Source organism: Streptomyces sp. MBT65 (genome assembly GCF_016612545.1).
In the GTDB taxonomy this organism is placed as follows: domain Bacteria; phylum Actinomycetota; class Actinomycetes; order Streptomycetales; family Streptomycetaceae; genus Streptomyces.
Window position 1 is genome coordinate 1 of sequence record NZ_JAENRY010000054.1, and the last position, 25,756, is coordinate 25,756.

Sequence of the window (25,756 nt, forward strand, 5' to 3'; positions counted from 1 at the left end):
GGGTGGGCCGGGGGTGCGCGTGGGGGTGGATCCGGGTCATCGTTCGGGCCTCCGGGGACGAGTGGGGGTGAACGGGGGCTGCGTGAAAGGGAGTTGGGCGGACTTCGTGACTCGGGTGATCGGCCTGTGCACTCGGGGCTCGGGGGAAAACTTCTTCATCTCCGCCCCAAGACTCTCTTTGCGTAACGGCCCCTCACCTTCCGGAGTTCCCGGCCGTCCCCCTCGTGCCGCCCCGGCCACGCCCCGGCCGCTGAGGTCCGGTCTCTGGCCGCGCGGGTCAGTTCCCGCAGCTCAGCGCCTGCATACGGTTCCTCCACCACCCGTGGAACGGGACGACCGAGGAGGCAGGCTCGTGCAGGAAGACAGCCAGTTGGACACGTGTGTGATCGGGGCGGGGCCCGCCGGGCTCGCCGTCGCCAGGGCGCTGGCCGAGCGGCGGCTGCCGTACACGCATCTGGAGCGGCACACCGGGCTCGGCGGTATCTGGGACATCGAGAACCCGGGCGGCCCGATGTACGAGTCGGCCCATTTCATCTCCAGCCGGACCCTGTCGGGCTTCGGCGGTTTCCCGATGCCGGAGCACTTCGCGGACTATCCGCCGCACCGGCAGATCCTGTCGTATCTGCGGTCCTTCGCCGAGGCCTACAGGCTGAGCGAACGGATCGAGTTCGGTACCGCGGTGGAGCGCGTGGAGAAGAACGCGGACGGCACCTGGACGGTCGTCCGGGCCGACGGACGGGAGAGCCTGCACGGGCAGGTCGTGGTGTGCACGGGCTCGCAGTGGAGTCCCAACATCCCTGAGATTCCAGGTGAGTTCGCCGGGGAGGTCCGGCACACCGCCGGCTATCGCAGCGCGGAGGAGCTGCGGGGCAAGCGGGTGCTGGTCGTGGGTGCGGGGAACTCCGGCTGCGACATCGCGTGCGACGCGGCCCGGACGGCGGACCGTGCGGTGATCAGCATGCGGCGCGGGTACTGGTTCATCCCGAAGCATCTGTTCGGGCGGCCGGTGGACACGATCGCCAACAGCGGGCCTCATCTGCCGATGTGGCTGGCGCAGCGGGTCTTCGGTGGACTGCTGCGGATCGTCAACGGCGATCCGACCCGCCTGGGCCTGCAGAAGCCGGACCACAAGCTCTTCGAGACGCACCCGGCCATCAACTCGATGCTGATCCACCACCTCCAGCACGGCGACATCACCGCCCGGCCCGGCATCGCGCGCGCCGAGGGCAGCACCGTGCACTTCACGGACGGCACGAGCGACGACGTCGACCTGATCCTGTTGGCGACCGGCTATGTGCACAAAGTGCCGGTCGCGCAAAGGTACTTCGGCGACGAGCAGCATCCCGACCTGTATCTGTCGTCCTTCTCGCGGGAGCACCGGGGCCTGTTCGGCATCGGGTTCGTCGAGACCAACTCCGGCGCGTACCAACTCTTCGACACCCAGGCACAGTTGATAGCCGGGTATCTGAGCGACGCACGTCACGGTCTGCCCGGCGCCGAGCGGTTCACGCAGATGATCCGTGCCGACCGGCCCGATCTGTCCGGCGGGCTGAAGTTCGTCGACTCACCCCGCCACACCGGCTACGTCGACAGCGGGGCGTTCGTGAAGTATCTCGGCAAGGTCGCCCGACAGATGGGTTGGCGCACCGAGGGCCAGGCACCGCCGGTGCGGTCGGCGCACCGCGTGGAGGCGACGGCATGAGCCGGTTCGACCTCACCGACAAGGTCGTGCTGGTGACCGGCGGCGCGGGCGGCATCGGCAGCGCGCTGTGCCACCGCTTCGCCGCGGGCGGCGCGCGCTGTGTCGTCGTCGACATCGACGGGGTCCGGGCCGAGAAGGTGGCCGCGGAGCTGCCCGGCGCCGGGCACACGGGCATCGGCTGCGATCTGCTCCGACGCGCCGAGCTTGAGCGGCTGTTCGAGCAGGTCGCCGAGGTCCATGGGCGTCTCGACGTGCTGGTGAACAACGTGGGCATGACCAGCTCGGAGCGCTTCGACGTCCGCAGCGTCGAGAGCATCGAGCGGGAGATCGCCCTCAATCTGACCTCCCCGCTGGTCGCCACCCGGATCGCGATCCCCCTGCTGAAGGCCTCCCGGGACGCCCGCGTGGTCACCACCGTCTCGCTCGGCGGGATCTTCCCGCTGGGCGAGACCCCGATCTACACGGCGTCCAAGTTCGGGCTGCGCGGCGCGATGCTCGCCATCGGCCTCGATCTGCGGGGCAAGGGCATCCTGGCCGGGTCGGTGCTGCCCTCGGCGACCGACACCCGGATGCTGCGTCAGGAGGCCGTGGACGGCGGCAACTCGATGCAGTTCCAGGATCAGCCGCAACAGCCCGCCGACGTCGTGGCGGCTGTGGTGAGCCTGCTGGACAGGCCCCGCCTGGAGGCCTACCCCCGGTCCGGTGAGTCCCGGCTGGTGCGCTGCGCGATGCTCGTCCCGAATCTGCTGCCCAGGCTCTTCCCTCTGTTCCGCAGGCGCGGCGACCGCGGCATGGCCCGCTATCTGGAGGAACTCCGCGGCCGCGGACTGGCCCGACAGACCGACGGACGCTGGGAGTTGGTGGAGAAGGCATGACCTCGAAGGACACACTGCACATCGTCAACCCCGCCACCGGGGAACAGCTCGCCACCCTCCCCGCCGCGAGCGCCGACGACGTCACCAAGGCCGCCGAACAGGCCCGTCACGTCCACGATTCCGGGGTGTGGTCGCGGCTTCCGGTCCGCGAACGCGGCGCCGTACTCCTCCGCCTCGCCGACCTGATGCACCGCGACGCCGAACTCCTCGCCCGGCTGGACAGCGAGGACGCGGGCAAGCCCATCACCGAGTGCCGTACGGGGGACGTGCCGGGCGCGATCGAGTCGGTCCGCTGGTTCGCCGAGGCGGCGGACAAGGTCTTCGGCCGGGTCGCGCCGGGCGGACCCGACGCGCTTGGTCTCGTCACGCGCGAACCGGTCGGCGTCGGCGCGGCGGTCCTTCCCTGGAACTACCCGCTGGCGATGGCGAGTTGGAAGCTCGGTCCCGCGCTCGCGGCCGGCAACTGCCTGCTGCTCAAACCGGCCGAGGCGACCCCGCGCTCGGCCCTGCACCTGGCCGCACTCGCCACCGAGGCCGGCCTCCCCGACGGCGTACTGACCGTCCTGCCCGGCCACGGCGCGGAAGCCGGAGCGGCCCTCGCCCGCGACCCGCTCGTCCAGGCCCTGTCCTTCACCGGCTCCACCGCGACCGGCCGCCACATCCTCAGGGCAGCCGCCGACAGCAACTTCAAGCGCGTCTCCCTGGAGATGGGCGGCAAGAGCCCCCAGATCCTGCTGCCCGACGCGCTCTCCTACGGCGACGAGCTCATCGGCGCCATGATCGAGGCCGCGTTCCTGACGATGGGGCAGAACTGCACCGCCGGTTCACGGGTGTTGGTGCATCACAGCATCGCCGAGGAGGTCGTGGAACGGTTCGTCGCCGCGGCACGGCAGCTCGTCATCGGCGACCCGGCCGACCCCCGCACCCAGCAGGGGCCGCTCATCGATCGCGCCGCCCTGGACCGGGTCACGGGCGCCGTGGAGGCCGCGCGGGCGGCCGGGGCCCGGATCCACACCGCGGGACTCCCCCACGGGCTGCCCGCGTACGGCGCCTACTGTCCGCCCACCGTGATCACCGATGCCCCCGCCGAAAGCGCCGTACTCACCAGGGAGTTGTTCGGTCCCGTGGTCACCGTCGAGACCTTCGGCTCGGAGGACGAGGCGGTACGGAAGGCCAACGCCACCGAGTACGGGCTCGCCGCCTCCGTGTGGACCCGTGATCTCGACACGGCGCTGCGGCTGGCGCGGGGCATCGAGGCGGGGGTGGTGTCCGTGAACGCGTACAGCGAGGGGGACATCACCACGCCCTTCGGCGGCTGGAAGCAGTCGGGGTTCGGTGGCGCGGAGAAGTCGACGAACGCCTTCGAGCAGTGGACGCGGGAGAAGACGGTCTGGATCCGCACGCGTTGAGCAGGACAGCATGTGAACACGGCCTGGTTACCGACCTGTTGATCGGCCCGCGTGAGAACACGCCGTGGTCATGGACCTGTTGACCAGGTCACTCGCGGTGCCCCGCCGCCTGGAGGAGCCGCTCCCGCACCTGGACCGGTGAGGCTCCGTGCCAGCGGCGTACCGCGCGGCGCAGGGCCCGTTCGTCGGAGAATCCCGCGCGGTGCGCGATCTCACGGAGCGTCAACTCCGGGCGCAGCAGCAGTTGTTCGACGCGTTCCCGGCGGACGCCCTCGACCAGCGCCTCGTACGTCGTGCCGCAGTCGCCGAGTCTGCGGCGCAGGGTCCGTTCGCTCGTCGCGTGCCGTCGGGCCTGCTCGGCGAAGGACGGGATCACCGGGAGGCTCTGCGCGACGGACACCTCCAGCACTTCGAGGAGGTCCTGCCGGCCGGTGCGGGAGGCCAGTTGGGCGTCGAGGGTCTCCAGGGTCGAGGCGTAGGTCACCGGGTCCCGGCCGGGCATCCGGGCGCGTGCCCACGCGGGGTCGATGACGATGCGGTCGGCCGGGGCGCGGAAGCGGACCGGGCAGCCCAACAGGGCGCCGTACAGCTCGCGTCGGCGGGGTGGTGGCGCGGAGAACTCCACCACGCGCGGGGCGAAGTCCGGGCCGACGGCCAGTCGGGACAGGGTGATCACGGAGGCGAAGCCCTCCTCGATCAGGAAGGACGCCACGCTCGGGTCGACGGCGGGGTCGGGGAGATCGGCGCGCAGGACGAAGGCGCCGTCCTCGCCGAGTCCGGTCGACCACACGGTCATCGCGCCGGAGAGGTTCTGGTAGTTCACGCCCGTCTCGATGGCGTGCCGGAGCGTGTCGTCGGCGAGCAGCGCGAAGCCGAGCAGTCCCCACGCGGTCAGGTGCTGGGCAGCGCCGACCCGCAGGCCGAGCTGTTCGTCCCCGGTGAGTTCCACCGCGCGCCGGATCACCGCGCTGCCCTGCCGGTACGACACCCGTAGCGCGGCGGAGCGCATCAGCGTCTCGTCGAGGCCGACCTCGCTGAGCAGGGGCCGTAGGTCGATGCCGCGTGCGTCGGCGACGAGGACGAGATAGCGCAGGATGTTCGGCTGGATCGTCGCGGACGTGCTGCGGCTGGTCCCGGGCGGGTCGGCCGGGGCAGGGAACATCGCGGTCACCTCCTCATGGGCGACCACCGTAAGCGTCCGGGCACCACCGGTCGCGGGTGGTGGCCGCCGAAGTCCCCTCAACGGCCCCCGGCGTCCTGCGTCCGCCCCGCCACGGCTGACTACGGTCCGTGCATGTCAGTCAGCACTCCGGGCCGAGCCCGGGTCGGACGCCCCGCCGACCGGGCCGGTGCCCGCAGGGCGACGACCCTCGCGTTCGCCGCGCAGGGCATGTCCGTCGCCGCCGTGTACACGACCGTCCCGGCCGTCACCGAACACCTGGGACTGTCCCCGCTCGTGACCACCGGCACGCTGGTCGGGGTGGCCCTGACGGCGGGGGTCGGCAGCTTCCTGGCGCTGGCCGCGGTCCGCGTCGCCGGCCCGGTCGCGACGGTGCGCGGGGCCCTCCTCACGGCGGCCGTCGCCCTGACGCTGATCGGCTGGGCCCCCGGCCCGCAGACCGTGATCTGCGCGTACGTCCTCTTCGGCCTCGCCGTCGGCGGCCTCGACGTCGGGATCAACACCCGGGCCGCCGCGATCGAACGCGCCTACGGCCGTAGCGTCTTCGGGTCGTTCTACACGGCGTGGAGCGTGGGTGGTGTGCTCGCGGCCCTGCTCACCGCCGGGGCGGCGCGACTGGACCGGCCGGTGGGCGAGGCTGGCCGTGCAGGCAGGCGTCCTGTTGATCGTCGCGGCCTGCCTGCGCACGCACACGCTTCCCGTATCCGTCCAAGAGCCCACCGCGCAGGCGCCGTTGGGGCGTCGGCTGTGGCTGCGGCTGCTCCCCTTCGGGCTGGTCCTCCTCGTCGTCTACGTCGTGGACTCGACCGTGTCGGCCTGGTCGGCGGTGTATCTGCGGGGGACCCTCGACGCCTCGCTCTCGGTGGCGCCGATGGCGTACGCGGCGTACCAGGCGGGCACGGTCGTCGGCCGGGCGACCGTGGACCGGCTGGTGCAGCGGGTCGGCAGCGTCGCCGTCGTCCGTACGGCGGCCCTGGTGGTGGCGGGCACCCTGCTGGGCATGGCCGCGGCTCCGAGCTGGCCGGTCGCCGTGCTCGCGGCGGGCGGGGTGGGGCTGGGGGCCTCGGTGCTGGCCCCGCTGTGTCTGGCCTCCGCCGCGCGGCTGCGGCCCACCGCCTCGGAGACGGTGCTGGCCCGGCTGAACCTCTTCAACTACGCGGGCGTCGTCACCGGCGGCGCGGTGAGCGGGCTGCTCGGTTCCACCGGCGAGTTCCGGCTCGCGTACGCGGCGCCGGCCGCCCTGGCGGTACTCGTCCTGACCGGTGCCCGCCACTTCACCCGGCCGCCGGGGACATCCGAGACGTAGGAGACAAGCCAGGCGATGGGCGGGATATGGCCAGTCCATGGGTAGACGGCAATCGGTCGTTCAACCGCCGCTGCCAGCGTCGCGCCCATGAACACTCCTCGCATGGGCCTTCCCGACCGGCTCGCCGACACCCTGAGCATGCCCGAGCAACACGAGTACCTCCGCCGCGCCTTCTCCCGGCGCGGTCTGCTGCGCGGTGGCGCGGTCGCCGCCACCGGTGTCGCCCTCGCGGGCGGCGGAGGTGTCGCGGCGGCCGCGACGCCCACGCTGGTGACGGGTTCCGCCACCGCCGCCGTACACGGCTCGCTGGTCGCGCCGTTCGGCAGACACCTCGCCTACGGCGCCGATCCGCGGACCCAGATGCGGGTGTCGTGGCAGGTCCCGCTGCCCGTCAACAAACCGTTCCTCCGTATCGGCCGAAGCCCCCTCGACCTGAGCCACCGCATACCGGCGGAGGTGCGCGACCTGTTCACGCCCACCGGGATCGGCAAGAGCGCCGACATCGACCAGTACTACGTGCACGCGGCGCTGGACAATCTGAGCCCCGACACGACGTACTACTACGGCGTCGGCCACGACGGCTTCGACCCGGCCGACGCGGGCGCCGCGCACACGATCTACTCCTTCAGGACCGCTCCCCGCACGCACAGCACCCGGCCGTTCACGTTCACCGCCTTCGGTGACCAGAACCCGAGCTACACCTCGATCGGCCTCAACGCCCTTGTCCAGGCGCAGAGTCCGGCGTTCCATCTGCACGCGGGCGACATCTGCTACGCGGAGGAGACCGGGCACGGGCTGCCCGGGGACGCGAGCAACTACGACGCCCGCCAGTGGGATTCGTTCCTGGCGCAGATCGAGCCGCTCTCCAGCCGGGTGCCGTGGATGGTGGCGTTCGGCAACCACGACATGGAGTCCTGGTACTCCCCCAACGGCTACGGCGGCAACGAGGCCCGTTTCACCCTGCCCGGCAACGGTTTTGACGCCACGTCAGCTCCCGGCGTCTACTCCTTCGTGCACGGCAACGTGGGTGTGGTGTCGGTCGACGCGAACGACGTGTCGTACGAGATCCCCGCCAACATCGGCTACACCGGCGGCAAGCAGACCGCCTGGCTCGACAAGCGGCTCGCCGAGCTGCGGGCCCGTGCGGACGTCGACTTCATCGTCGTCTTCCACCACCACTGCGCCTTCTCGACCACCACCTCGCACGCCTCCGAGGGCGGGGTGCGCGAGCAGTGGGTGCCGCTGTACGAGAAGCACCAGGTGGACCTGGTGGTCAACGGCCACAACCACGTCTACGAGCGCACCGACCCGGTCGTCCAGGACAAGGCCGTACGGACCCTGCCCATCGGCGGCACCCACGAGCCGACCCGTGGCGGTGTCGTGTACGTGACGGCGGGCGCGGGCGGCGAGAGCGTGTACAGCTTCCCGGTGGCCGACAGCTACGAGGGCCACGAGGACGCGGTCGACTCGGTGCCGACGTACTGGACGGGCAAGGACGGCAAGGTCACCGAGAACGTCGACTGGTCCCGGGTCCGCTACACCGGCTACTCGTTCATCCGTGTCGACGTCGCCCCCGCGACGCCCGGCCGTACGACGACCCTCACGGTGCGGGCGCTGGCCGCGACCGGAGCCGAGGTCGACCGGTTCACGGTCGCCCGCAAGGTCAAGAAGGCCGGCCACACCTACTGACAGGACGCACCGCGGCGGCCACCGGGATGATGCCGGTGGCCGCCGCGGTGCGTCCGGCCCTGAACACGCGGGCCTTCCCCGTATCTCCCGGCGCTGTTCTTCGACGCCTTGCCGTGTTCGCCTTCGCCAAGGACGAGTTCCCGGACCGGAAGTCGTTGTTCGGCATACCGGCGGCGACATATATGATTCCGGGCCAACTGTCGCACGTGCCGCGGTTCGTCACGATGGCCGAGTTCGGCCGGTGCGGTTTCTTCCGCCGGTAGGTGACGGCCGGTGCCCTGGTGAGCGCGATCGGAAATGCCGTGAATGCCTCCGCCCCCGCGCCTTATTTGCGACAAAGCGGCTTTCTTTTCGCCTTCTGTCGGCCGGGCCGGGGGAGGTGTCGCGTACACCGTGCGGAGAAGTCCGCACCGGATATGCCGGAACTCATTTGACTGCGCTATATTTCACGCCTCAACTCCCTTTGCTCGCAGGCGATTTACTCACTCCCCGCCTTCCGCGAATTCTTTGCGTCCCAGGCCGGTTCCGCCCGTTTCCCCCTCCGTGACACGTCTCACCGAAAGCCTCCACTCCGTGGCCATCACCCTGCACGAGGACCGGCCTCCGGCCGGTCGCCATGCAGCCGTTCCGTCCGGCAGTCTGTTCCGACGGATCTACGCACCCCGCACCAGCGACGCCCTGGCGTTCTCCATGGCGACGTACGCCATGCCTCTGCTGGTGCTGGCGATCACCCGTTCCTCGTCGCTGACGGGTCTGGCGTTCGCCCTGGAGTGGACACCGAGGATCGCCGCGTTCGTCCTGGCCGGCAAAGTGGTGGACCGGCGCGGCGCGGCGATCGTGTGCTTCCTCGCCTCGCTGCTGCGGGCCTTGGTGCTGGCCGGGGCGGCCGTAGCGCTGGCGATGCTGCCGCGGGGAACCGCGGAGACGGTGACCGTGCTGGTGCTGGCCGCGGTGACCGGCACCCTGACCCAGTTCAGCTTCGTCGCCAACGAGGCGGTGGGCGCGATCGTCACCCGGCGGGCGGAGAACCGGCCGCACGGAGTGCAGTCGGTCCTCATCGGCATCGACCAGACCGCCATGCTCGTCGGTCCCCTGCTCGCGGGCTTCCTGCTGCTGGTGGGCCCGGGCTGGATGCTCGGCTGCCTGACCGCGCTGTCCCTGCTGGCGGCGGTGCTCGGCCTGCAGACCCCGCCGACCCCGCTGCGCTCCGCCCGCCCGGACGGCGAGCGGACACCGGGCAGTCTGCGGACCGGGCTGCGCATGCTGCACAAGGTTCCCGCGCTGCGCTGGCTGGTGGCGGGCCTGGCCTGTTCCAATCTCGCCCTCGGTCTGCTCCAGTCGGCCAGTCCCGTGATCGTGGTGCAGAACTTCGGCCGTTCCTCCGCCGACGTCGGCACGCTGTGGTCCGCCGCCGCTGCCGCGACCCTGCTGGCGATCACGTTCTGCCGGCTCGCCCTGAGCCGGGTCGACCTGTGGGGTGTGGGGGTGGTGTGCGCGACGTTCGCCTCCGCGGCCTGTCTGGCGCTCCCGCAGGCCCCGTCCTACGCCGCCTATGTGGTCCTCATAGCGCTGTTCATGGCGGGCGACGGCGGTCTCACCGTGGTCCTGCGCACCCTGCGCTCGCTGGTGATCCCGGCGACGGCCTTCGGCACCACGCTCTCCCTGACCATGCTGCTCCTGCTGCTGCCCTTCCCGGTGGCCGGCATCCTCGTCGCCGTGACCCCACCGGCCCATCTGAACACGGTCGTCCTGTGCTGCGCCCTCGTCCAGGCGCTCGCCCTGGCCATCACCTTCGTACGGCTGCGCAACGAGCCGACGCTACGCGCGTCCGCCGACCGGGCACCCCACGCCATGCTCTCCAACGAACCCTCCACCAGGCCTCGTTGACCCGTCACCACTTCGGTAGCCGCGGGTCGTGGTCGGGCCGGACGCGTCGCATGTAGGCGGTGTCGTCCCGGCCGCGCAGGCCCGAGTCCAGGTACAGCCGGTGCGACCGGTCGAGGGCGTCGAGGTCGAGCTCCACGCCCAGGCCGGGGCCGGTGGGCACCTCGACCGCGCCGTCGCGCAGTTCCAGCACGCCGGGGACGACGATGTCGTCGGCCGCGTTCCACGGGTAGTGCGTGTCACAGGAGTGGTCGAGGTTGGGGACGGTCGCCGCGACATGGGTCATGGCGGCAAGGCTGATGCCCAGGTGCGAGTTCGAGTGCATGGACACACCGAGCCCGAACACCTCGCAGACGACGGCCAGTTCGCGGGTCCTGCGCAGTCCGCCCCAGTAGTGGTGGTCGGTGAGGAGGACCTGGATCGCGCGCTGTTCGATCGCGGGCCGCAGATGCTCCCAGGCGATCACGCACATGTTGGTGGCCAGCGGGAGCGGTGACTCCTTCGCGACCCGCGCCATCCCGGGGATGGTGGCGGTCGGGTCCTCCAAGTACTCCAGGACGCCGTCCAGTTGCTCGGCGACGTACACCGATGTCTCCACCGTCCAGGCCGTGTTGGGGTCCAGACGCAGCGGCTGCCCCGGGAAGGCCTCGGCCAGTGCCCTGATCGCGGCGATCTCCTCGTCGGGCGGGAAGACACCGCCCTTGAGCTTGAACGACCGGAAGCCGTAGCGCTGTTGCATCAGCCGGGCCTGCTCGACGATCCCGGCCGGGTCCAGCGCCTCGCCCCAGGCGTCGCCGACCGCCGGCCTGCCGTCGAGGGCGGGGTGCTCGGCCCATTTGTAGAAGAGGTACGCGGCGAAGGGCACGGCATCACGGACCTTGCCGCCGAGCAGGTCGCTGACCGGGCGGCCGAGCAGCCTGCCCTGGGCGTCGAGGCAGGCCACCTCGACCGCCGAGGTGGTCCAGGCGCGTTCGTGGGAGCCGGGGACGGTGGGCCGCAGGGCGGCTTCGATGGCGGCGAGGACGGCCGTCGTGTCGAAGACGTCCAGGCCCACCACGACCTTCGCCGCCGTCTCGAGTCGCTCCAGCCGGACCGCGCCGCCCGTGGTCTCGCCGAGGCCCACGGTGCCGTCCTCCAGCAGGAGTTGGAGAACACAGCGCAGGGCGAGCGGTTCATGGACGCCGTCGGAGTTGAGAAGGGGCGGGTCACGGAAGGCGATCGGGGTGACGATCAGCTCACGGATCCGGCTTCCTGCCGTACTGCTCATGCGCCCAGCGCCTCCAGGCCATGGCCGATCGATGTCACGAGCATCCTGCCCCGCCCCACGGGTCCTCAGTCGCCCCTCAGGCCCAGGCCGTCACGGGCACGAACGAGCTGTCCGTCCGGAAGAGGTCCGTGCCGTCGGTCGGGTCCACCCGGAGTTGGTAGTTGTAGTGGCGCAGGTAGTGGCCGGGGTAGTTGTACGACTCGAAGCGCAGCGCCCCGGTGGTGGTGCCGGTCCGGGCATAGAACGTGGCGTCCTTCGCGAACGTCGTCGTGCCGTCATTGGCGTCGAAACGGCCCCGGAAGTCGTAGTGGCGCAGGTAGTTGCCCGCGGAGTCCCGGAAGGAGAAGCCGGTCGCGTCGGCGAGGCCGGCGACGACGGTGAACGTGGACGCCTGCTTCAGCGCTGTGGTGCTGGCGCTGGTCACCACCGGCAGGTTGAGGAGGGAGGACACCTCCTGCCAGTAGCGGGTGGTGTAGTTGGCGGACCGGAAGGAGCGGGTGACTCCGGTCGCGAGGCTCGGGCCGCCGGACACCGTCTCCTTGATGACCGTGAAGTGGCGTGCCGTGCCGGAGAGGGTGGTCAGCGCGGTCGGCGCGGACCAGGTGGCGAAGGTGTCGTAGCTGTCGCTGTAGTAGTAGGTGCCGTCGCCGTAGCCGTCGAAGAAGATCCGCCAGCCGCCGTTGTCGAGCTGGACGACCGAGGGTCCCTCGCGGTAGCTGCCCCAGCCGGCCCAGTCGCCGGTCTTCGAGATCGTGTAGGGGCCGGTGAGGCTGGAGGCGGTGGCGTACTCGATGTACTTCGCCGTCTCGTTCTTGGTGAAGGCGTGGTAGGTCGAGCCGATCCGCACGATGTACGTGTCGATGTGGTTGGAGCCGATGCCGGACAGCGCGACCGGCGAACTCCACGCCGTCAGCGCGGAGTTGGTCGCCTTCAGCCGGTACGGCGTGAAGATCCACTCGTCGTCGGTGGTGGAGCAGGACACGATGACGTTGACACTGCCGTCGGCGTCGACGAACCATTCGGGCGCCCACGCACGGGACAGGTCGGTGATCGGGACCGTGTAGTCGTACAGGAAGGTCCAGTTGACCCGGTCGGTGCTGCGCGCGAAGCCGATGGTGGTGCTGACGTCCTCCCAGGTGTGGGTGGTGTACGTCAGGTAGTAGTAACCGTCGGTGTGCTTGAACACGCTCGCGTCGCGGATGCGGTTGCTCGGCGGGGTGTAGGCCGAGGACTGGACGAGCCGGAAGTCGGTGGCGTCGTCGGACTGGTAGACGTTGACGGTGCCGTCGTCGCTGTTGAGGAACGGGACGATGGTGTAGAGGGTGGCGTAGCCGGCGGTGGGGGCGGCGGCCAGGGCCGTGCCGAGCAGTCCGGGGGCCTCGCCCAGGACGAGTGCCGAGGCGGGCAGGACGGCCATCGCGCGCAGCAGGGCGCGACGGGACGGTGTGGGGGGACGTGTGGTCACGGGCGGCTCTCCCGGAGACTCGGTGGATTCGCTGGTTCGCCATGTCGAACATGGTTCGCCAAGTCGGTCAGAAGGTAGGGGTGGGGCAGGAGTACGTCAATGCTTTGCACAGTGCTGGGTGATCTCTGTGGGAAGCCTGTCGCGCAGCCCGAACCGCCCACTTCCCAGGGCAGGTTGCCGCATCCGCACCATGCCGGGCGCCCGGACGTTACCGTTCGGTAGACCACGCCCCTCCGGAGGTGCCCGCCATGACGCCCGACCGTTCCGCAGGCCTGGCCGAGTCCGCCCGAGCACTGGCCGCCGGGGAGGTGACCGCACGGACCCTGACCGAGCGGGCCCTGTCCCGGATCGAGTCGACTCAGGCCTCTCTCAACGCCTTTCGGATCGTACGGAGGGAGGCGGCACTCGCCGAGGCCGACGCGGCGGACCGCGAACTGGCCGCCGGAGTCCGCCGGTTGCTGCTCGGCGTACCGGTCGCCGTCAAGGACGACACGGACGTGGCGGGCGAACCGACCGCGTTCGGCTGCCGGGGAGACTTCCCTCCGGCGGCCGAGGACGGCGAGGCGGTACGGCGGCTGCGGGCGGCCGGTGCCGTGATCGTCGGGAAGACGAACACCTGCGAGCTCGGGCAGTGGCCGTTCACCGAGGGACCCGCGTTCGGCGCGACCCGCAATCCATGGAACTCCCGTCATACGCCCGGGGGTTCGTCCGGTGGCTCGGCGGCGGCGGTCGCCGCGGGACTGGTCCCGGCCGCGCTCGGCTCGGACGGCGCGGGTTCGGTGCGCATCCCGGCCGCCTGGACCCATCTCATCGGCGTCAAACCGCAGCGCGGCCGTATCTCGACCTGGCCGCGCGGCGAGTCCTTCCAGGGCATCACGGTCAACGGCACCCTCGCGCGCACGGTCGCGGACGCGGCGCTGCTCCTGGACGCGGCGAGCGGCAACCACGCCCAGGACCCGCACCGGCCGCCCGCGATCAGCGGGACGGAAGCGGTGGGCCGCGACCCCGGGCGACTGCGTATCGCGCTCTCCCTGAAGCCGCCGTTCACCGCGCTGCCGGCCCGGCTGCGCCCGGAGGTGCGGGCTCGGGTCCTCGAACTCGCCGAGAAGCTGGCCCAGTTGGGCCACACGGTCGTGGAGGACGATCCGCCGTACGGACAGATCGGGTTGACCTTCCTCCCCCGCGCCACCGTCGGTCTCGCCGAGCGGGTCCGCGAGGCGCCGTACCCCGAACTCCTCGACCGGCGCACCCTGGAGGCCGCGCGCCTCGGCCGACGGCTCGACGGGACCCCGCTGCGGGCGGCCCGGCGCACGGAGGCGGTCCTGCACGACCGGTTCGGCGCGTTCTTCGGGAGGTACGACGTGGTCCTCGCGCCGACAACAGCCGCGCCTCCGCCCGCAGTCGGCGCGATGCTCGATCTGAACGGTCTGGCCACCGACCGCGCGATGATCGCCGCCTGTCCGTATGCCTGGCCGTGGAACATCCTCGGCTGGCCCGGCGTCAACGTCCCCGCGGGTTTCGTGGCGGGCGGACTCCCCGTCGGCGCCCAGTTGTTGGGCCCGTCGCACAGCGAGCCCCTGCTGCTGTCGCTCGCCGCCCAGGTGGAGGCGGACCTGCGCTGGCACGAGCGGTGGCCGGAGCCGATCGCCGCGGATTCACCGGCGGTATAAGCCTGTTCGGCCCGTACCCTGTGACCATGCAGGATGCGTCGATGGTCGGGCTGATGGGACGGGTCACCGGGACGGTCGGACCCGGGCTCGTCGGCGAGGTGATCGTCCGGGTGCGCGGGGGCGCCGAGCACTTCCTCGCGTACGCCGCCACCGGCACGGGCCGGATCGAGCGGGGGACGGTGGTGATGGTCGTGGAATACCTACCGCCACGTACCGTCTACGTCACAGAGGCGTACGACAGTTGAGCGTGCTCCCTCGCAGGTGAGAGCCGTTCCAAGGGCGTTCGCGTCAAGATTGCAACAAGGATCCGTCAACGTCTGTACCCCGGTGTCGCACAGGCGCACACTCCCTTCGTTCGGTGCCGAAAGGGCACCATCACAAGGGGGCGTATGCCGATGGTCATCGGCGTCGTAGCGGGGGTGGCGCTTGTCGCCGTCCTCGCACTGATCGGTCTGTTCAAGTCGATGTGGCGGGTCGCGGAGCCCAACGAGGCACTCATCATCTCGGGCTCCAAGCACCGTACCGAAGGCCTTGAAGAGGGCATGGGGTTCCGTATCGTCACGGGGCGCGGCACGCTGGTGCTGCCGGGTGTGCAGGCGGTGCGCAAGATCTCGCTGGACCTCAACGAGACCGAGCTGCACGTGGATTGCGTCACGACCCAGGGCATTCCGCTCAAGGTGCGGGGCGTGGTCATCTTCAAGGTGGGCGACGACTTCGTGTCGATCGCGAACGCGGGCCGTCGTTTCCTCGACCAGCAGAAGATGATGTCGGAGCGGGTGCACAACGTGTTCGCCGGTCATCTCCGGTCCATCGTGGGCGGGTTGACGGTCGAGGACATGATCCGCGACCGGGAGAAGCTGACGGGCCAGACCCGTGCCGCGTGCGGTACGGAGATGGAGAAGCTGGGTCTGATCGTGGACTCGCTGCAGATCCACGAGATCGAGGACCCGACCGGGTACATCAAGAACCTGGCGATGCCGCACGCCGCGGCCGTGCACCGGGACGCGCGCATCGCACAGGCCGAGGCGAACCGTTTGGCCACCGAGGCCGAGCAGAAGGCCGCGGCCCGGATGTCGGAGGCCACCCGGGACAGCGAGATCCTCCAGGCCGGCTACCAGGCCGAGCGCGACAAGGCGGCGGCGAAGGCCCGACAGGCCGGACCGCTCGCGGACGCCGCCGCCCGGCAGGACGTCGTCGTCCAGGAGACCCGGATCGCCGAACTCGACGCCCTGCGCCGGGAACAGCAGCTCCAGGCGGACGTCCGCAAGCCGGCGGACGCCCAGGCGTACGAGACCCGGGCCCGCGCCGAGGCCGAGCGCGACGCACGGATCTCCGCGGCGCAGGCCAAGGCGAAGGAGACCGAGTTGGCGGCCCTGGCCGAGGCGAGCCGGATCAAGACGGCCGCGAACGCCGAGGCCGAGGCGACCCAGGCACGCGGCGCCGCCGCCGCGACGGCCACCCGGGCCACCGGTGAGGCCGAGGCAGCCGCCGCGCAGGCGAAGGGACTGGCCGCCGCCGAGGCGACCCGGGCCCAGGGTCTCGCCGAGGCGGAGGCCATCAAGGCGAGGGCCGCGGCCCTCGCCGAGAACCAGGAGGCGGTGGTCGCGCAGCAACTGGCCGAGAACTGGCCGGAGATCGTGAAGGCGGGCGCGTCCGCGTTCGGCAGCGTCGACAACATGGTGGTCCTCAACGGGGCCGACGGCATGGCGGAGATGCTCGCCAAGGCGCTCACCATGGGCGGCACGGGCCTCGGTCTGGCCCGCCAACTGCTCTCCTCGATGAACCAGAACGGCCAGACCCCGAACGGGACTTCGGCCCTGAACGGGAGCACGGCACCGCCGTCGCAGAAGGTGCCGGTGGAGAAGGACGAGAAGTGATCGTCTGACGGGCGCCCGGCGTCCGCGGTCACGGAGGCACGTTCTAAGGTGCCTCCGTGACCGCGTATACCGATGAGAACGTCCCGGGCCGCTTCGGCCCCTCCGCCACCACCGAGGCCGACCCCCGCGAGGTCGGCAAGGTCCGTGCCGAGTACTCCCCCGCGCACGACGGCGACCCGGACCCCGGCGAGATCGTCTGGACCTGGGTGCCGTTCGAGGAGAACGACGGCCGGGGCAAGGACCGCCCGGTCCTCGTCGTGGCCCGTGAGCCCGGCGGGACCCTGCTCGCCGTCCAGCTCTCCAGCAAGCGGCACGACGGCGACCGCGAGTGGGTGGCGATCGGCAGCGGCCCGTGGGACAAGTCCGGCCGCGACTCGTGGGTCGACGTGGACCGCGTCCTGCGCCTGCACGAGGACGGCATGCGCCGCGAGGCCTGCGCGATCGACCAGATGCGCTTCAACCTCGTCCGCCACCGCCTGCACGAGCGCTACGGCTGGACCTGAGGGGCTGGTTCTGGAGCTGAGCGGCTAGCTCTGGAGCTGACGCTCCGGAAAGGCCCGGACGAAGGCGTCCCGGACCGTGGCACCCGGTGTGCGGTCCAGGACGCCGAACACCACGTGCTCGAAGGCCCCGGCGAACCGTCCGCCCGGCCCGAGCAGCGCGCGGAAGGCGCCCGCGACCTGCGCCGGGTCGTTCTGGAACACTCCGCAGCCCCAGGCGCCCAGGACCAGCCGCGGGTAGCCGTGCGCGAGCGCCGTCTCCAGCACCCGCTCCGCCCGTACGGCGACGGCCCGCGGCAGCTCGGCGGCGCGCTCCGGTGCCGTGCGCAGCACGACCCCCGCGTTCGGCGCGGCGGCGGTCAGGAAGCCCGCGGTGTACGGCTCGTCCAGGAGGCGTCCCTTGTCGTCGCGGAAGACCGGAACGGCCGGTGAGTGGATGACCCGGTCCGTGTAGAACGGATCGCGGTGGGCGCGGTGATGGTCGTAGAAACCGCGGGCCTGAAGCAGGCAGGTGTACAGCGCGGAGGCGCGGCACAGGGCCTCTTCCTGGGCCTGTGCGCCGTTGAGGAAACCGCCGCCGGGGTTGCGGGCCGAGGCGAAGTTCAGGACGGCCACCGGGCCGGTCAGGCGGCGGGCGGCCTCCAGGCTGCTCTCGCCGGTGACCTCGAAGACCGTCTCCACGGTCGTGAACGGTGGTATCCACAGCGGTTCCGGCCCGTACAGGTGCGTGCCCGCGCGGGCCGCCCCGGTCTTCACGGCGATGGACACCTCGTGCCCGTCCGCCGCGCGGTAGGCGCCGGCGGCCACGATCTGCTCGGTCTGCTGCGCGATGCCGCGCAGGCGCGCGCTCATGGCATAACCCCCGTGTACGCCATGAGCGCGCGCCCCGCGATCTCCCCCGTGCTCTCCCCCGTCGTGCTCATACCTGCATCCTGAGCGATGCTGGTCGTGCGGTGCAACGGAGTTTCCGGGCCCCGCGAACGGCCGGAGAACCGGAGATTACCGTTCCCGAACGTGGCAATACGCACCCTTGTGCGACCAGCCGCGAGGGTCTTGGGTGGTACGAGTGTGCCGACCCGGGCCCAACCGAAACCGGGCCGGTGGCATGGTGGAATCTCAGGAGGATCCCGACATGTCCGATACGGCAAGTGACTGTAGCGACTGTACCGAGCCCGCCGTCGCGGTCACCGAACCCGAGGTGGAGGCCCTGGTCAGGGGCATCTGCTTCAAGACCGGTCCACCTCGCACCCTCGGGGTCGAGGTGGAATGGCTCGTCCACGAGCTGCGGCTGCCGCAGCTCCCCGTGACACCCGAACGACTGGCGGCGGCCTACGCCGCTCTGAAGACCGTGCCTCTGAGGTCGGCGCTCACCGTCGAGCCCGGCGGCCAGCTGGAACTCAGCTCGTCGCCCGCCACCTCCCTGATGGAGTGCATCGGTTCCGTCTCCGAAGATCTCGACGCCGTCCGCGCGGTGCTGCGCCGTGACGGCCTGGGACTGGTCGGCGTCGGCCACGATCCCTGGCACCCCCCGCGCCGCTTCCTGCACGAGCCGCGCTACGACGCGATGGAAGCCTGCCTCGACCGCACCGGCCCCGCGGGCCGCCGCATGATGTGCACCTCGGCGTCCGTACAGGTGTGCCTGGACGCCGGTCACGAGGAGCCGGGTCCGCTCGGCCTCGGGCGGCGCTGGTGGCTGGCCCACCAACTGGGCGCGGTCCTGGTGGCCGCGTTCGCCAACTCCCCGCTGGTGGGCCGCAGCCCGACCGGCTGGCGCTCCACGCGGCAGCTGATCTGGATGGAGATCGGCACCGGCCGGGCGGGCGGCCCTCCGCTCGACGCGGAGCCGCGCGACGCCTGGACCGACCACGTCCTGGACTCGCCGGTGATGTGCATACGGCAGGACGAGGGCCCGTGGGAGGTCCCGGAGGAGCTGACCTTCCGGGAGTGGATCAGATCGGGGTCGCCGAGGCCGCCGACCCGCGCGGACCTCGACTACCACGTCACGACCCTGTTCCCGCCGGTCAGACCGCGCGGACATCTCGAACTGCGCATGATCGACGCGCAGCCCGGGGACGACGGCTGGATCGTGCCGCTGGCCGTGACGACGGCCCTGTTCGACGACCCCGAGGCCGCCGAGACGGCGTACCGGGCCGTGAAGCCGCTGGCCGAACGGACCCAGGGGCTGCCCGCGCCGCACAATCCGCTGTGGATCGACGCGGCCCGCTACGGCCTGTCCGACCCGGAGCTGCACGAGGCAGCCCTCGTCTGCTTCGCGACGGCGCTGGAGGCCCTGCCCCGGCTGGGTGCCACCGCCGAGGTCACGGACGCGGTCCGGGCGTACTTCGACCGCTATGTCATCCGGGGCCGCTGCCCCGCCGACGATCTGCTCGACCGCGTGCGCGGCACGGACAGCCGCCCGCACGGGAAGGACATGCTCACATGACCGACGCCGACACCACCGTTGATGACATCGATATCGAGGCGCTCAGGCAACGGGCGTTGACCACCCTCACCACGGCCCGGGACCGCACCACGCTCCTGACGAGCTGCGTGGACGAGCCCGAACTCACCGCGCAGGTCTCGCCGTTGATGTCCCCGCTGGTCTGGGACCTCGCGCACATCGGCAACCAGGAAGAGCTGTGGCTGCTGCGCGCCGTCGGCGGCCGGGAGGCGATGCGGCCCGACATCGACGGCCTCTACGACGCGTTCGAGCACCCGCGCTCCGAACGTCCCTCGCTGCCGCTGCTGCCGCCCGCGGAGGCCCGGCAGTACGCGGCCGAGGTGCGCGGCCGGGTGACGGACGTGCTGGAGAGCCATGCCTTCCGCGGGACGCGGCTCACCGAGATGGGCTTCGCCTTCGGGATGGTCGCCCAGCACGAACAGCAGCACGACGAAACGATGCTGATCACCCATCAGCTCCGCACGGGACCGCAGGCGTTGACGGCGCCGGACCCGGAACCGGTCCCGCTGTTCACCGGCCCGACCGAAGTCCTCGTCCCCGGCGGCCCGTTCACGATGGGCACCTCCACCGAACCGTGGGCCCTGGACAACGAGAAGCCCGCGCACCGCCGCGAGGTGGCGCCGTTCTACATCGACACGACCCCGGTGACGAACGGCGCGTATCTGGCGTTCATCGAGGACGGCGGCTATGACGACCCGCGCTGGTGGACGAAGGAGGGCTGGGCGCACGTCCGCCGCAACTCCCTTACGGCGCCGGAGTTCTGGCGCCGGGAGGCGGGCCAGTGGCTGCGGCGCCGGTTCGGCGTCACGGAGGCCGTACCGCCGAACGAGCCGGTCGTGCACGTGTGCTGGTACGAGGCCGACGCCTACGCCCGCTGGGCCGGACGCCGGCTGCCCACCGAGGCCGAGTGGGAGAAGGCGGCCCGCCACGACCCGGTGAACGACCGCTCGATGCGCTACCCGTGGGGCGACGCCGACCCGGCCCCGGAGCACGCCAACCTCGGGCAGCGCCACCTGCGCCCGGCACCCGCGGGCAGCTATCCGGCGGGCGAATCACCGCTGGGCGTACGCCAGTTGATCGGTGACGTGTGGGAGTGGACGTCGAGCGACTTCCTGCCCTACCCCGGGTTCAGGGCGTTCCCGTACAAGGAGTACTCGGAGGTGTTCTTCGGCCCCGAGTACAAGGTGCTGCGGGGCGGTTCGTTCGCCGTGGACGAGGTGGCCTGCCGGGGCACGTTCCGCAACTGGGACTATCCGATCCGGCGGCAGATCTTCTCCGGATTCCGTACGGCCCGCTCGGGGGCCGTCTGATGTGCCGTCATCTGGCGTACCTGGGACCCGAGGAGCCGCTGGGCCGGCTCCTCGTGGACCCGGAGCACAGCCTGTACCGCCAGTCCTGGGAGCCGCGTCGGCAGAAGCACGGGACGGTCAACGCCGATGGTTTCGGGGTGGGTTGGTATGCCGGGGGCGACCCGGTGCCGGGCCGCTACCGGCGGGCCGTGCCCATCTGGGGCGACCAGTCCTTCGCCGACCTGGCCCGGGTGGTCCGCTCCGGGGCGCTGCTGGCCGCCGTACGGGACGCGACGTTCGCGGGTGCGGACGGGGAGGCCGCGGCGGCGCCGTTCGCCGCGAGCCCCTGGCTGTTCAGCCACAACGGCGCCGTCACCGGCTGGCCGCAGACGTTGGCCGCACTGGCCCAACGCCTGCCGCCGGTGGACCTGTTGTCGCTGGAGGCCCGCTGCGACTCGGCGTTCGTCTGGGCGCTGGTCCTGAGCCGACTGCGGGCGGGCGACGAGGAGGGCCAGGCGCTGGCCGACACGGTGGTCGAGGTCGCCTCGGCCGCCCCCGGCTCCCGTCTCAACCTTCTTCTCACCAACGGCGATTCGATCACCGCGACCGCCTGGGGCGACACCCTCTGGTACCTCGCGGAGCCCGGCCGCCGCACGGTCGTGGCCTCCGAGCCCTACGACGACGACCCGCACTGGACGGAGGTCCCCGACCGCACTCTGCTCACCGCGACCCGCGCCGAGGTCCTCCTCACCCCCCTGAAAGACCTCGCACCACCGAAGGAGCCCCGCACGTGAGTCCGTTCCTTCTCACCCGCACCCTGCCCGAGGACGCCACCGACGCGGCCCTGCGCGCCGACGTCCTGGAGGGCCTCACCCGCACCCCGAAGACCCTCCCGCCGAAGTGGTTCTACGACGCCCACGGCAGCGAACTCTTCGAGCGGATCACCGAGTTGACCGAGTACTACCCCACCCGTGCCGAGCGGGAGATCCTTCTCGACCGGGCCGGCGAGATCGCCGCCGCGACCGGCGCCCGCACGCTCGTCGAGCTGGGCTCCGGGTCCTCGGACAAGACGCGCCACCTCCTCGACGCGTTCACCGACCTCGCCCTGTACGTCCCGGTCGACGTCAGCGAGAGCGCGCTCACCCAGGCCGGGCACGCCCTCATCGAGGAGCGGCCGGGGCTCGACGTACACGCCCTGATCGCCGACTTCACCGGCTCGCTCGCCCTGCCGGAGACACCGGGCCCCCGGCTGCTGGCGTTCCTCGGCGGCACGATCGGCAACCTGCTCCCGGCGGAACGCGCCACGTTCTTCGCCGGTCTGCGCTCGCTGCTCTCCCCGGGCGACGCGCTGCTGCTCGGCACGGACCTGGTCAAGGACGAGCAGGTCCTGGTCAGGGCCTACGACGACGCGGCCGGGGTGACGGCCGCGTTCAACAAGAACGTCCTGACCGTGGTGGACCGCGAGCTGGGCGCCGACTTCGACACCGGCGCCTTCGACCACGTGGCCCTCTGGGACGCCGACAACGAGTGGATCGAGATGCGGCTGCGGTCCCGCACCGACCAGACCGTGAAGATCCCGGCGCTGGACCTCGCCGTCGACTTCGCGGCCGGCGAGGAACTCCGCACCGAGATCTCGGCGAAGTTCCGCAAGGACGGCGTACGGACCGAACTGGCGTCGGCCGGGCTGGAGTTGGCCCACTGGTGGACCGACCGGGAGGGCCGCTTCGCGCTGTCACTGAGCGTGGTGCGCTGATATCGGGTGACGGGCCGTCTCGCGTACCGCCGCACCTTGGGGCACGGTGGAGTGACGCGTGACGCGCCCGTCACGGCCGAGAGGAGTACCCGCATGTCCGATCACACGTACCGGGTCACCGAGATCGTCGGCACCTCTCACGAGGGCATCGACCAGGCCATCCGCAACGGCGTCGCCCGCGCCGCACAGACCCTGCGCAGCCTCGACTGGTTCGAGGTGACGCAGGTCAGGGGCCAGATCGAGAACGGGCGGATCGAGCACTACCAGGTCGGCCTGAAGGTCGGCTTCCGCATCGAGGACGACTGACCTCCGTAAGGACGAGAGCCCTCAGGTCCGGCCCTCCCCCTCCTGTGCCGCCTCCAGCGCGGCGGAGGGGGCGGTCCAGCGGGCCCGTACGACCCTGAACCCGGCCCGCTCGGCGTCGTCGCAGACCAGCTCGTCGTCGTCCACGAGAACCCGGATCTCGCGGTCGCGGGCGAGCTGCTTGAGTTTCTCCAGCTTGGTGCGCCGGGCGGGCCTGCGGTCGTCGTTGCGCCGCATGAAGACCCGCCCGTCGGGCAGCCCCTGCGCGGTGAGCCAGGCGAGCGTGTCGCGCCGGCAGCGCTCGGGCCGCCCGGTCAGATAGACGACCTCGCACTCCTCGGCGCACTCCAGCGCCAGCGCGACGCCCTCCGCGAGCGGCGGGTCCTGCGACGCGGCGCCGAAGAAGCCGTCCCAGTCGCGCGGCTTGTGCTCCAGGAACCGCTGCCGGTGCGCCGTGTCGGCGAGGGTGTTGTCGAGGTCGAACACGGCGAGTGGCCGCCTGCTGTCAGCTGTCACCGGGCCACCTTAGGCGGACAGCGGGACCCCCTTCGCCCGCTCCGGAGGCCTGGCCTCATGCTTTTGGCATGTCTGCCGCCACTCCCGCCCCCCGTACCTTCCTGATCGGCGCCGCCCGCGAGCGCCCCTGCACCCTGGTGGTCTGCCGGGGCTGCTGCTGCGGCGACCCGCGCAAACACCCCGGCACCGACCATGCCTGGCAGTTGGAACGGCTGCGGTCCGGCGCCGCCGAGCACGGTTTCGGCGTCCGTACGACGGACTGTCTGGGCCCCTGCGACCAGGCCAACGTGATCGTCGTCCAGCCGTCGGCCGCGGGGCGCCGGGCCGGCGGGCGGCCGACCTGGATCGGATTCGCGATGGACGACGACTGCACGGAGGAAGTGCTGGAGTGGGCGGCGGCGGGCGGACCGGGGCTCGCACAGCCGCCGATCACGCTGGAGCTGCAGTTCATCGACCCGCCACGGGACGCCCGCGTCCGATCGCGCCGGTGAGGGCCCGGCCCGGCCGGGGAATGCCGGAGGCTCCCTGGCGTTGAACCCGGTGTGAGTTCCGTGATCGCCTCGACCCCCTTCTCCGTCCTCGACCGCTCCCGCACCCGCGAGGGGCATCCGCCCGCCGAGGCGCTGCGCGACACCGTGCGGCTGGCGCGGGAGGTCGAGGAGCTGGGCTATCACCGGTTCTGGGTGTCGGAGCACCACGGTGTGCCCGGGGTCGCCGGTTCCGCGCCGACCGTGCTGGCGGCCGCCGTCGCCTCGGCCACCAGAACGATCCGGGTCGGCACGGGCGGGGTGATGCTGCCCAACCACCAACCCCTGGTCGTGGCCGAGCAGTTCGGGGTCCTGGAGTCACTGTTCCCCGGCCGGATCGACATGGGCCTGGGCCGCTCGGTCGGCTTCACCGACGGCGTGCGCAAGGCGCTGGGCCGCGACAAGGACGACGCCGACGACTTCGCCGGCCAACTCGACGAACTCCTCGGCTGGTTCCGGGGCACCTCGCCCACCGGCGCGCACGCACGCCCCTCCGAGGGCCTGAGCGTCCCGCCGTTCGTGCTCGCGATGGGCGAGGGCGCCGGCATCGCCGCCCGGGCCGGCCTGCCGATGGTGATCGGCGACCTCCGCAACCGGGACAGGATGCGGCGCGGCATCGACCACTACCGCGCCCGCTTCCGCCCCTCCCCCTGGACCGCCGAGCCGTATGTCGTCATCTCGGGCACGATCGCCGTGGCCGCCACCCCCGAGGCGGCCCGCCGCCTCCTCGTCCCGGAGGCCTGGTCGATGGCGTACTCCCGCACCCACGGCACCTTCCCACCCCTGCCGCCCGCCGAGCGTGTCGAGCAACTGACCATGACCGACAAGGAGTTCGGCTTCTACGAGACCGGGCTCACCGGACAGCTCGCGGGCACCGAGGAACAGGTGGCCCACGAGCTGGAGACGGTGCTGAAGGAGACGGCGGCCGACGAGGTCCTCGTCACCACCAGCACCTACGACCGCGCGGCCCTGCTGGACTCCTACCGGCGGCTCGCCTCGCTCATGGGGTGAGCACCATCCGGAAGCGCGCGGCTCCGGACAGCATCCGCTGATACGCCTCGCCCGCCTGGTCCAGGGGCACGGTCTCCACCATCGGGCGGATGCCGTGCAGGGCACTGAAGTCCAGGGTGTCCTGCACGTCCTGCGCGGTGCCGGACGGGTGACCGCGAACCACCTTGGCGCTCATGAGGAGTTGGAGCGGACTGATCCCCAACGGCGCGGTGTCCGCTCCGACGACCACCAGCTCACCGCGGGGCCGCAGCCCCTCCACGGTCGCCGTGGCGGCATCGGCGTTGCCCGCCGTGGCGAGGACCACCTTGGCACCGCCCAACGCCCGCAGCGCCTCGGCGACTTCGGTGTCCGCCGTGCTGTCGACGTAGTGGTGGGCGCCCAACTGCTTGGCGAAGTCGGCCTTCTCGGCTCCGCGCGCGATCGCCACGGTCTCGAAACCCATGGCGACCGCGTACTGCACGCCCAGGTGCCCGAGACCGCCCAGTCCGAGTACGGCCACCAGGTCGCCCGGCCCGGCCGGACTGCGCCGCAGCCCGTTGAACGTGGTCACGCCCGCACACCCCATCGGCGCGGCGGCGCTCGCCGGCAGCCCCTCGGGAATCCGGGCGAGCGCGTCGACCGGCGCCACGGTCAGCTCCGCGAAGCCTCCGTCGTAGGCCCAGCCGGGCACCTTGAGGTTCTCGCAGACGATGAAGTCGCCCTGCCTGCACGGGGTGCAGTAGCCGCAGCTGCCGCCGAACCAGCCGACGGCCACCCGGTCGCCGACCCGCCAGCCGCGGTCCGAGGCGCCCTCGCCGAGCGCGTCGATGTGTCCGGCGATCTCGTGCCCGGTGACCAGCGGGAACGGCACGCCCGGCACTCCGGCGTTCACGAAGAAGGTGTCGCTGTGGCAGATCCCGCAGGCCTCCACGGCGATCCGCACATGGCCAGGTCCCGGCTCCGGCACATCCCGCTCGACGATCGCGAACTCGCCGCCGGCGGCGGCCACTTGCGCGACTCGATAGCTGCTCATACCTGTCTCCCAGAGAGGTAGGACACGGCCCAGTCAGTGCTCGGCCGCATGGCCGTCCTT

24 protein-coding genes are annotated in these 25,756 nt (G+C 71.5%); 18 read left to right on the forward strand and 6 right to left on the reverse strand.

What is annotated here, in order from left to right; all coding sequences use genetic code 11:
• The first annotated feature begins 352 nt into the window (after positions 1 to 352).
• The 3 genes from JHN63_RS14685 to JHN63_RS14695 are packed head-to-tail and all read left to right on the forward strand — an operon-like array spanning position 353 to position 3,986.
• Positions 353 to 1,702 carry an NAD(P)-binding domain-containing protein gene (locus JHN63_RS14685; protein ID WP_307781893.1) on the forward strand — a complete coding sequence of 450 codons (1,350 nt, stop codon included), beginning with the start codon at positions 353 to 355 and terminating at the stop codon, positions 1,700 to 1,702.
• Positions 1,699 to 2,577 (forward strand): SDR family NAD(P)-dependent oxidoreductase, encoded by an 879-nt coding sequence (locus JHN63_RS14690; RefSeq protein WP_200680534.1) that lies wholly within the window; start codon positions 1,699 to 1,701, stop codon positions 2,575 to 2,577. Before JHN63_RS14685 ends, JHN63_RS14690 begins: the two co-directional genes overlap by 4 nt.
• Positions 2,574 to 3,986 carry an aldehyde dehydrogenase family protein gene (locus tag JHN63_RS14695; protein WP_200680536.1) on the forward strand — a complete coding sequence of 471 codons (1,413 nt, stop codon included), beginning with the start codon at positions 2,574 to 2,576 and terminating at the stop codon, positions 3,984 to 3,986. Before JHN63_RS14690 ends, JHN63_RS14695 begins: the two co-directional genes overlap by 4 nt.
• Positions 3,987 to 4,074: 88 nt before the next feature.
• On the opposite strand, the gene JHN63_RS14700 is transcribed toward JHN63_RS14695, so the two are convergent.
• Positions 4,075 to 5,148 carry an AraC family transcriptional regulator gene (locus JHN63_RS14700; protein WP_200680538.1) on the reverse strand — a complete coding sequence of 358 codons (1,074 nt, stop codon included), beginning with the start codon at positions 5,146 to 5,148 and terminating at the stop codon, positions 4,075 to 4,077.
• A 595-nt stretch (positions 5,149 to 5,743) separates the two neighbouring features.
• Here JHN63_RS14700 and JHN63_RS52655 point away from each other — a divergent pair.
• The 4 genes from JHN63_RS52655 to JHN63_RS14720 all read left to right on the forward strand — a co-directional run bounded on the left by JHN63_RS52655 (position 5,744) and on the right by JHN63_RS14720 (position 10,048).
• Positions 5,744 to 6,472 carry an MFS transporter gene (locus tag JHN63_RS52655; protein WP_307781894.1) on the forward strand — a complete coding sequence of 243 codons (729 nt, stop codon included), beginning with the start codon at positions 5,744 to 5,746 and terminating at the stop codon, positions 6,470 to 6,472.
• 87 nt (positions 6,473 to 6,559) lie between these two features.
• Positions 6,560 to 8,161, forward strand: coding sequence for a metallophosphoesterase family protein (locus JHN63_RS14710; protein ID WP_234476765.1), 1,602 nt, complete (start codon positions 6,560 to 6,562; stop codon positions 8,159 to 8,161).
• A 35-nt stretch (positions 8,162 to 8,196) separates the two neighbouring features.
• Positions 8,197 to 8,424 (forward strand): hypothetical protein, encoded by a 228-nt coding sequence (locus JHN63_RS52660; RefSeq protein ID WP_234476767.1) that lies wholly within the window; start codon positions 8,197 to 8,199, stop codon positions 8,422 to 8,424.
• Positions 8,425 to 8,734: 310 nt separating this feature from the next.
• The gene (locus JHN63_RS14720) at positions 8,735 to 10,048 is read left to right on the forward strand and encodes an MFS transporter (RefSeq protein WP_200680540.1); all 1,314 of its coding nucleotides are present in this window, start codon (positions 8,735 to 8,737) and stop codon (positions 10,046 to 10,048) included.
• A gap of 4 nt (positions 10,049 to 10,052) precedes the next feature.
• On the opposite strand, the gene JHN63_RS14725 is transcribed toward JHN63_RS14720, so the two are convergent.
• Together JHN63_RS14725 and JHN63_RS14730 are read right to left on the reverse strand one after the other, a co-directional pair.
• Positions 10,053 to 11,312, reverse strand: a complete 1,260-nt coding sequence (locus JHN63_RS14725; RefSeq protein ID WP_200680542.1) for a glucarate dehydratase family protein — start codon at positions 11,310 to 11,312, stop codon at positions 10,053 to 10,055.
• Positions 11,313 to 11,388: 76 nt separating this feature from the next.
• Positions 11,389 to 12,777: a glycoside hydrolase family 43 protein gene (locus JHN63_RS14730; RefSeq protein WP_200680551.1), complete on the reverse strand. Its 1,389-nt coding sequence runs from the start codon at positions 12,775 to 12,777 to the stop codon at positions 11,389 to 11,391.
• A 248-nt stretch (positions 12,778 to 13,025) separates the two neighbouring features.
• Here JHN63_RS14730 and JHN63_RS14735 point away from each other — a divergent pair, with 248 nt between their 5' ends.
• From JHN63_RS14735 to JHN63_RS14750, 4 genes are all read left to right on the forward strand, one after another.
• Entirely contained in the window at positions 13,026 to 14,447 is a 1,422-nt protein-coding gene (locus tag JHN63_RS14735) for an amidase (RefSeq protein WP_200680553.1), read from the forward strand.
• 26 nt (positions 14,448 to 14,473) lie between these two features.
• A complete protein-coding gene (locus JHN63_RS14740) occupies positions 14,474 to 14,692 on the forward strand; it encodes a hypothetical protein (RefSeq protein ID WP_234476770.1) in 219 nt (72 codons plus the stop codon).
• A gap of 144 nt (positions 14,693 to 14,836) precedes the next feature.
• Entirely contained in the window at positions 14,837 to 16,324 is a 1,488-nt protein-coding gene (locus JHN63_RS14745; protein WP_200680555.1) for a flotillin family protein, read from the forward strand.
• A 56-nt stretch (positions 16,325 to 16,380) separates the two neighbouring features.
• Positions 16,381 to 16,827 carry a type II toxin-antitoxin system PemK/MazF family toxin gene (locus tag JHN63_RS14750; protein ID WP_200680556.1) on the forward strand — a complete coding sequence of 149 codons (447 nt, stop codon included), beginning with the start codon at positions 16,381 to 16,383 and terminating at the stop codon, positions 16,825 to 16,827.
• A 24-nt stretch (positions 16,828 to 16,851) separates the two neighbouring features.
• Here the strand turns inward: JHN63_RS14750 and JHN63_RS14755 are convergent, their stop codons facing one another.
• Positions 16,852 to 17,676 (reverse strand): TIGR02452 family protein, encoded by an 825-nt coding sequence (locus JHN63_RS14755; RefSeq protein ID WP_200680557.1) that lies wholly within the window; start codon positions 17,674 to 17,676, stop codon positions 16,852 to 16,854.
• Between the two features lie 280 nt (positions 17,677 to 17,956).
• Between JHN63_RS14755 and egtA the strand changes: the two genes are divergently transcribed.
• The 5 genes from egtA to JHN63_RS14780 all read left to right on the forward strand — a co-directional run bounded on the left by egtA (position 17,957) and on the right by JHN63_RS14780 (position 22,633).
• Positions 17,957 to 19,267, forward strand: a complete 1,311-nt coding sequence (gene egtA / locus JHN63_RS14760; protein WP_200680558.1) for an ergothioneine biosynthesis glutamate--cysteine ligase EgtA — start codon at positions 17,957 to 17,959, stop codon at positions 19,265 to 19,267.
• Positions 19,264 to 20,595, forward strand: coding sequence for an ergothioneine biosynthesis protein EgtB (egtB, locus tag JHN63_RS14765; protein WP_200680559.1), 1,332 nt, complete (start codon positions 19,264 to 19,266; stop codon positions 20,593 to 20,595). The genes egtA and egtB overlap by 4 nt, the downstream gene beginning before the upstream one ends.
• Positions 20,595 to 21,368, forward strand: a complete 774-nt coding sequence (gene egtC, locus JHN63_RS14770) for an ergothioneine biosynthesis protein EgtC (RefSeq protein ID WP_200680560.1) — start codon at positions 20,595 to 20,597, stop codon at positions 21,366 to 21,368. Before egtB ends, egtC begins: the two co-directional genes overlap by 1 nt.
• A complete protein-coding gene (egtD, locus tag JHN63_RS14775; RefSeq protein WP_200680561.1) occupies positions 21,365 to 22,327 on the forward strand; it encodes an L-histidine N(alpha)-methyltransferase in 963 nt (320 codons plus the stop codon). The genes egtC and egtD overlap by 4 nt, the downstream gene beginning before the upstream one ends.
• A 93-nt stretch (positions 22,328 to 22,420) precedes the next feature.
• On the forward strand, positions 22,421 to 22,633 hold the full coding sequence (locus JHN63_RS14780; RefSeq protein ID WP_200680564.1) for a dodecin: 213 nt from the start codon (positions 22,421 to 22,423) through the stop codon (positions 22,631 to 22,633).
• Positions 22,634 to 22,654: 21 nt separating this feature from the next.
• Here JHN63_RS14780 and JHN63_RS14785 read toward each other — a convergent pair whose 3' ends face one another.
• Complete coding sequence (locus JHN63_RS14785) at positions 22,655 to 23,146, reverse strand: HAD family acid phosphatase (RefSeq protein WP_200680566.1); 492 nt, start codon at positions 23,144 to 23,146, stop codon at positions 22,655 to 22,657.
• Positions 23,147 to 23,214: 68 nt separating this feature from the next.
• On the opposite strand from JHN63_RS14785, the gene JHN63_RS14790 reads away from it, so the two are divergent.
• Both JHN63_RS14790 and JHN63_RS14795 read left to right on the forward strand, forming a co-directional pair.
• Positions 23,215 to 23,637, forward strand: a complete 423-nt coding sequence (locus JHN63_RS14790; RefSeq protein WP_200680568.1) for a (2Fe-2S) ferredoxin domain-containing protein — start codon at positions 23,215 to 23,217, stop codon at positions 23,635 to 23,637.
• Positions 23,638 to 23,688: 51 nt separating this feature from the next.
• Entirely contained in the window at positions 23,689 to 24,684 is a 996-nt protein-coding gene (locus tag JHN63_RS14795) for an LLM class flavin-dependent oxidoreductase (RefSeq protein ID WP_200680570.1), read from the forward strand.
• Here the strand turns inward: JHN63_RS14795 and JHN63_RS14800 are convergent.
• Positions 24,674 to 25,696 (reverse strand): alcohol dehydrogenase, encoded by a 1,023-nt coding sequence (locus JHN63_RS14800; protein ID WP_200680572.1) that lies wholly within the window; start codon positions 25,694 to 25,696, stop codon positions 24,674 to 24,676. The two genes, JHN63_RS14795 and JHN63_RS14800, sit on opposite strands and share 11 nt — an antisense overlap.
• Between the last annotated feature and the right edge of the window lie 60 nt (positions 25,697 to 25,756).

What these genes read in the sequence shown, in the direction of transcription:
- JHN63_RS14695 (WP_200680536.1), top strand. Translation starts at nt 2,574, where the DNA reads ATGACCTCGAAGGACACACTGCACATCGTCAACCCCGCCACCGGGGAA.
- egtB (WP_200680559.1), top strand. Translation starts at nt 19,264, where the DNA reads ATGACCGACGCCGACACCACCGTTGATGACATCGATATCGAGGCGCTC.
- egtA (WP_200680558.1), top strand. Translation starts at nt 17,957, where the DNA reads ATGTCCGATACGGCAAGTGACTGTAGCGACTGTACCGAGCCCGCCGTC.
- JHN63_RS14735 (WP_200680553.1), top strand. Translation starts at nt 13,026, where the DNA reads ATGACGCCCGACCGTTCCGCAGGCCTGGCCGAGTCCGCCCGAGCACTG.
- JHN63_RS14710 (WP_234476765.1), top strand. Translation starts at nt 6,560, where the DNA reads ATGAACACTCCTCGCATGGGCCTTCCCGACCGGCTCGCCGACACCCTG.
- JHN63_RS14790 (WP_200680568.1), top strand. Translation starts at nt 23,215, where the DNA reads ATGTCTGCCGCCACTCCCGCCCCCCGTACCTTCCTGATCGGCGCCGCC.
- JHN63_RS14745 (WP_200680555.1), top strand. Translation starts at nt 14,837, where the DNA reads ATGCCGATGGTCATCGGCGTCGTAGCGGGGGTGGCGCTTGTCGCCGTC.
- JHN63_RS14740 (WP_234476770.1), top strand. Translation starts at nt 14,474, where the DNA reads ATGCAGGATGCGTCGATGGTCGGGCTGATGGGACGGGTCACCGGGACG.
- JHN63_RS14700 (WP_200680538.1), bottom strand. Translation starts at nt 5,148, where the DNA reads ATGTTCCCTGCCCCGGCCGACCCGCCCGGGACCAGCCGCAGCACGTCC.
- JHN63_RS14780 (WP_200680564.1), top strand. Translation starts at nt 22,421, where the DNA reads ATGTCCGATCACACGTACCGGGTCACCGAGATCGTCGGCACCTCTCAC.
- egtC (WP_200680560.1), top strand. Translation starts at nt 20,595, where the DNA reads ATGTGCCGTCATCTGGCGTACCTGGGACCCGAGGAGCCGCTGGGCCGG.
- JHN63_RS14725 (WP_200680542.1), bottom strand. Translation starts at nt 11,312, where the DNA reads ATGAGCAGTACGGCAGGAAGCCGGATCCGTGAGCTGATCGTCACCCCG.
- JHN63_RS14800 (WP_200680572.1), bottom strand. Translation starts at nt 25,696, where the DNA reads ATGAGCAGCTATCGAGTCGCGCAAGTGGCCGCCGCCGGCGGCGAGTTC.
- JHN63_RS14690 (WP_200680534.1), top strand. Translation starts at nt 1,699, where the DNA reads ATGAGCCGGTTCGACCTCACCGACAAGGTCGTGCTGGTGACCGGCGGC.
- JHN63_RS14755 (WP_200680557.1), bottom strand. Translation starts at nt 17,676, where the DNA reads ATGAGCGCGCGCCTGCGCGGCATCGCGCAGCAGACCGAGCAGATCGTG.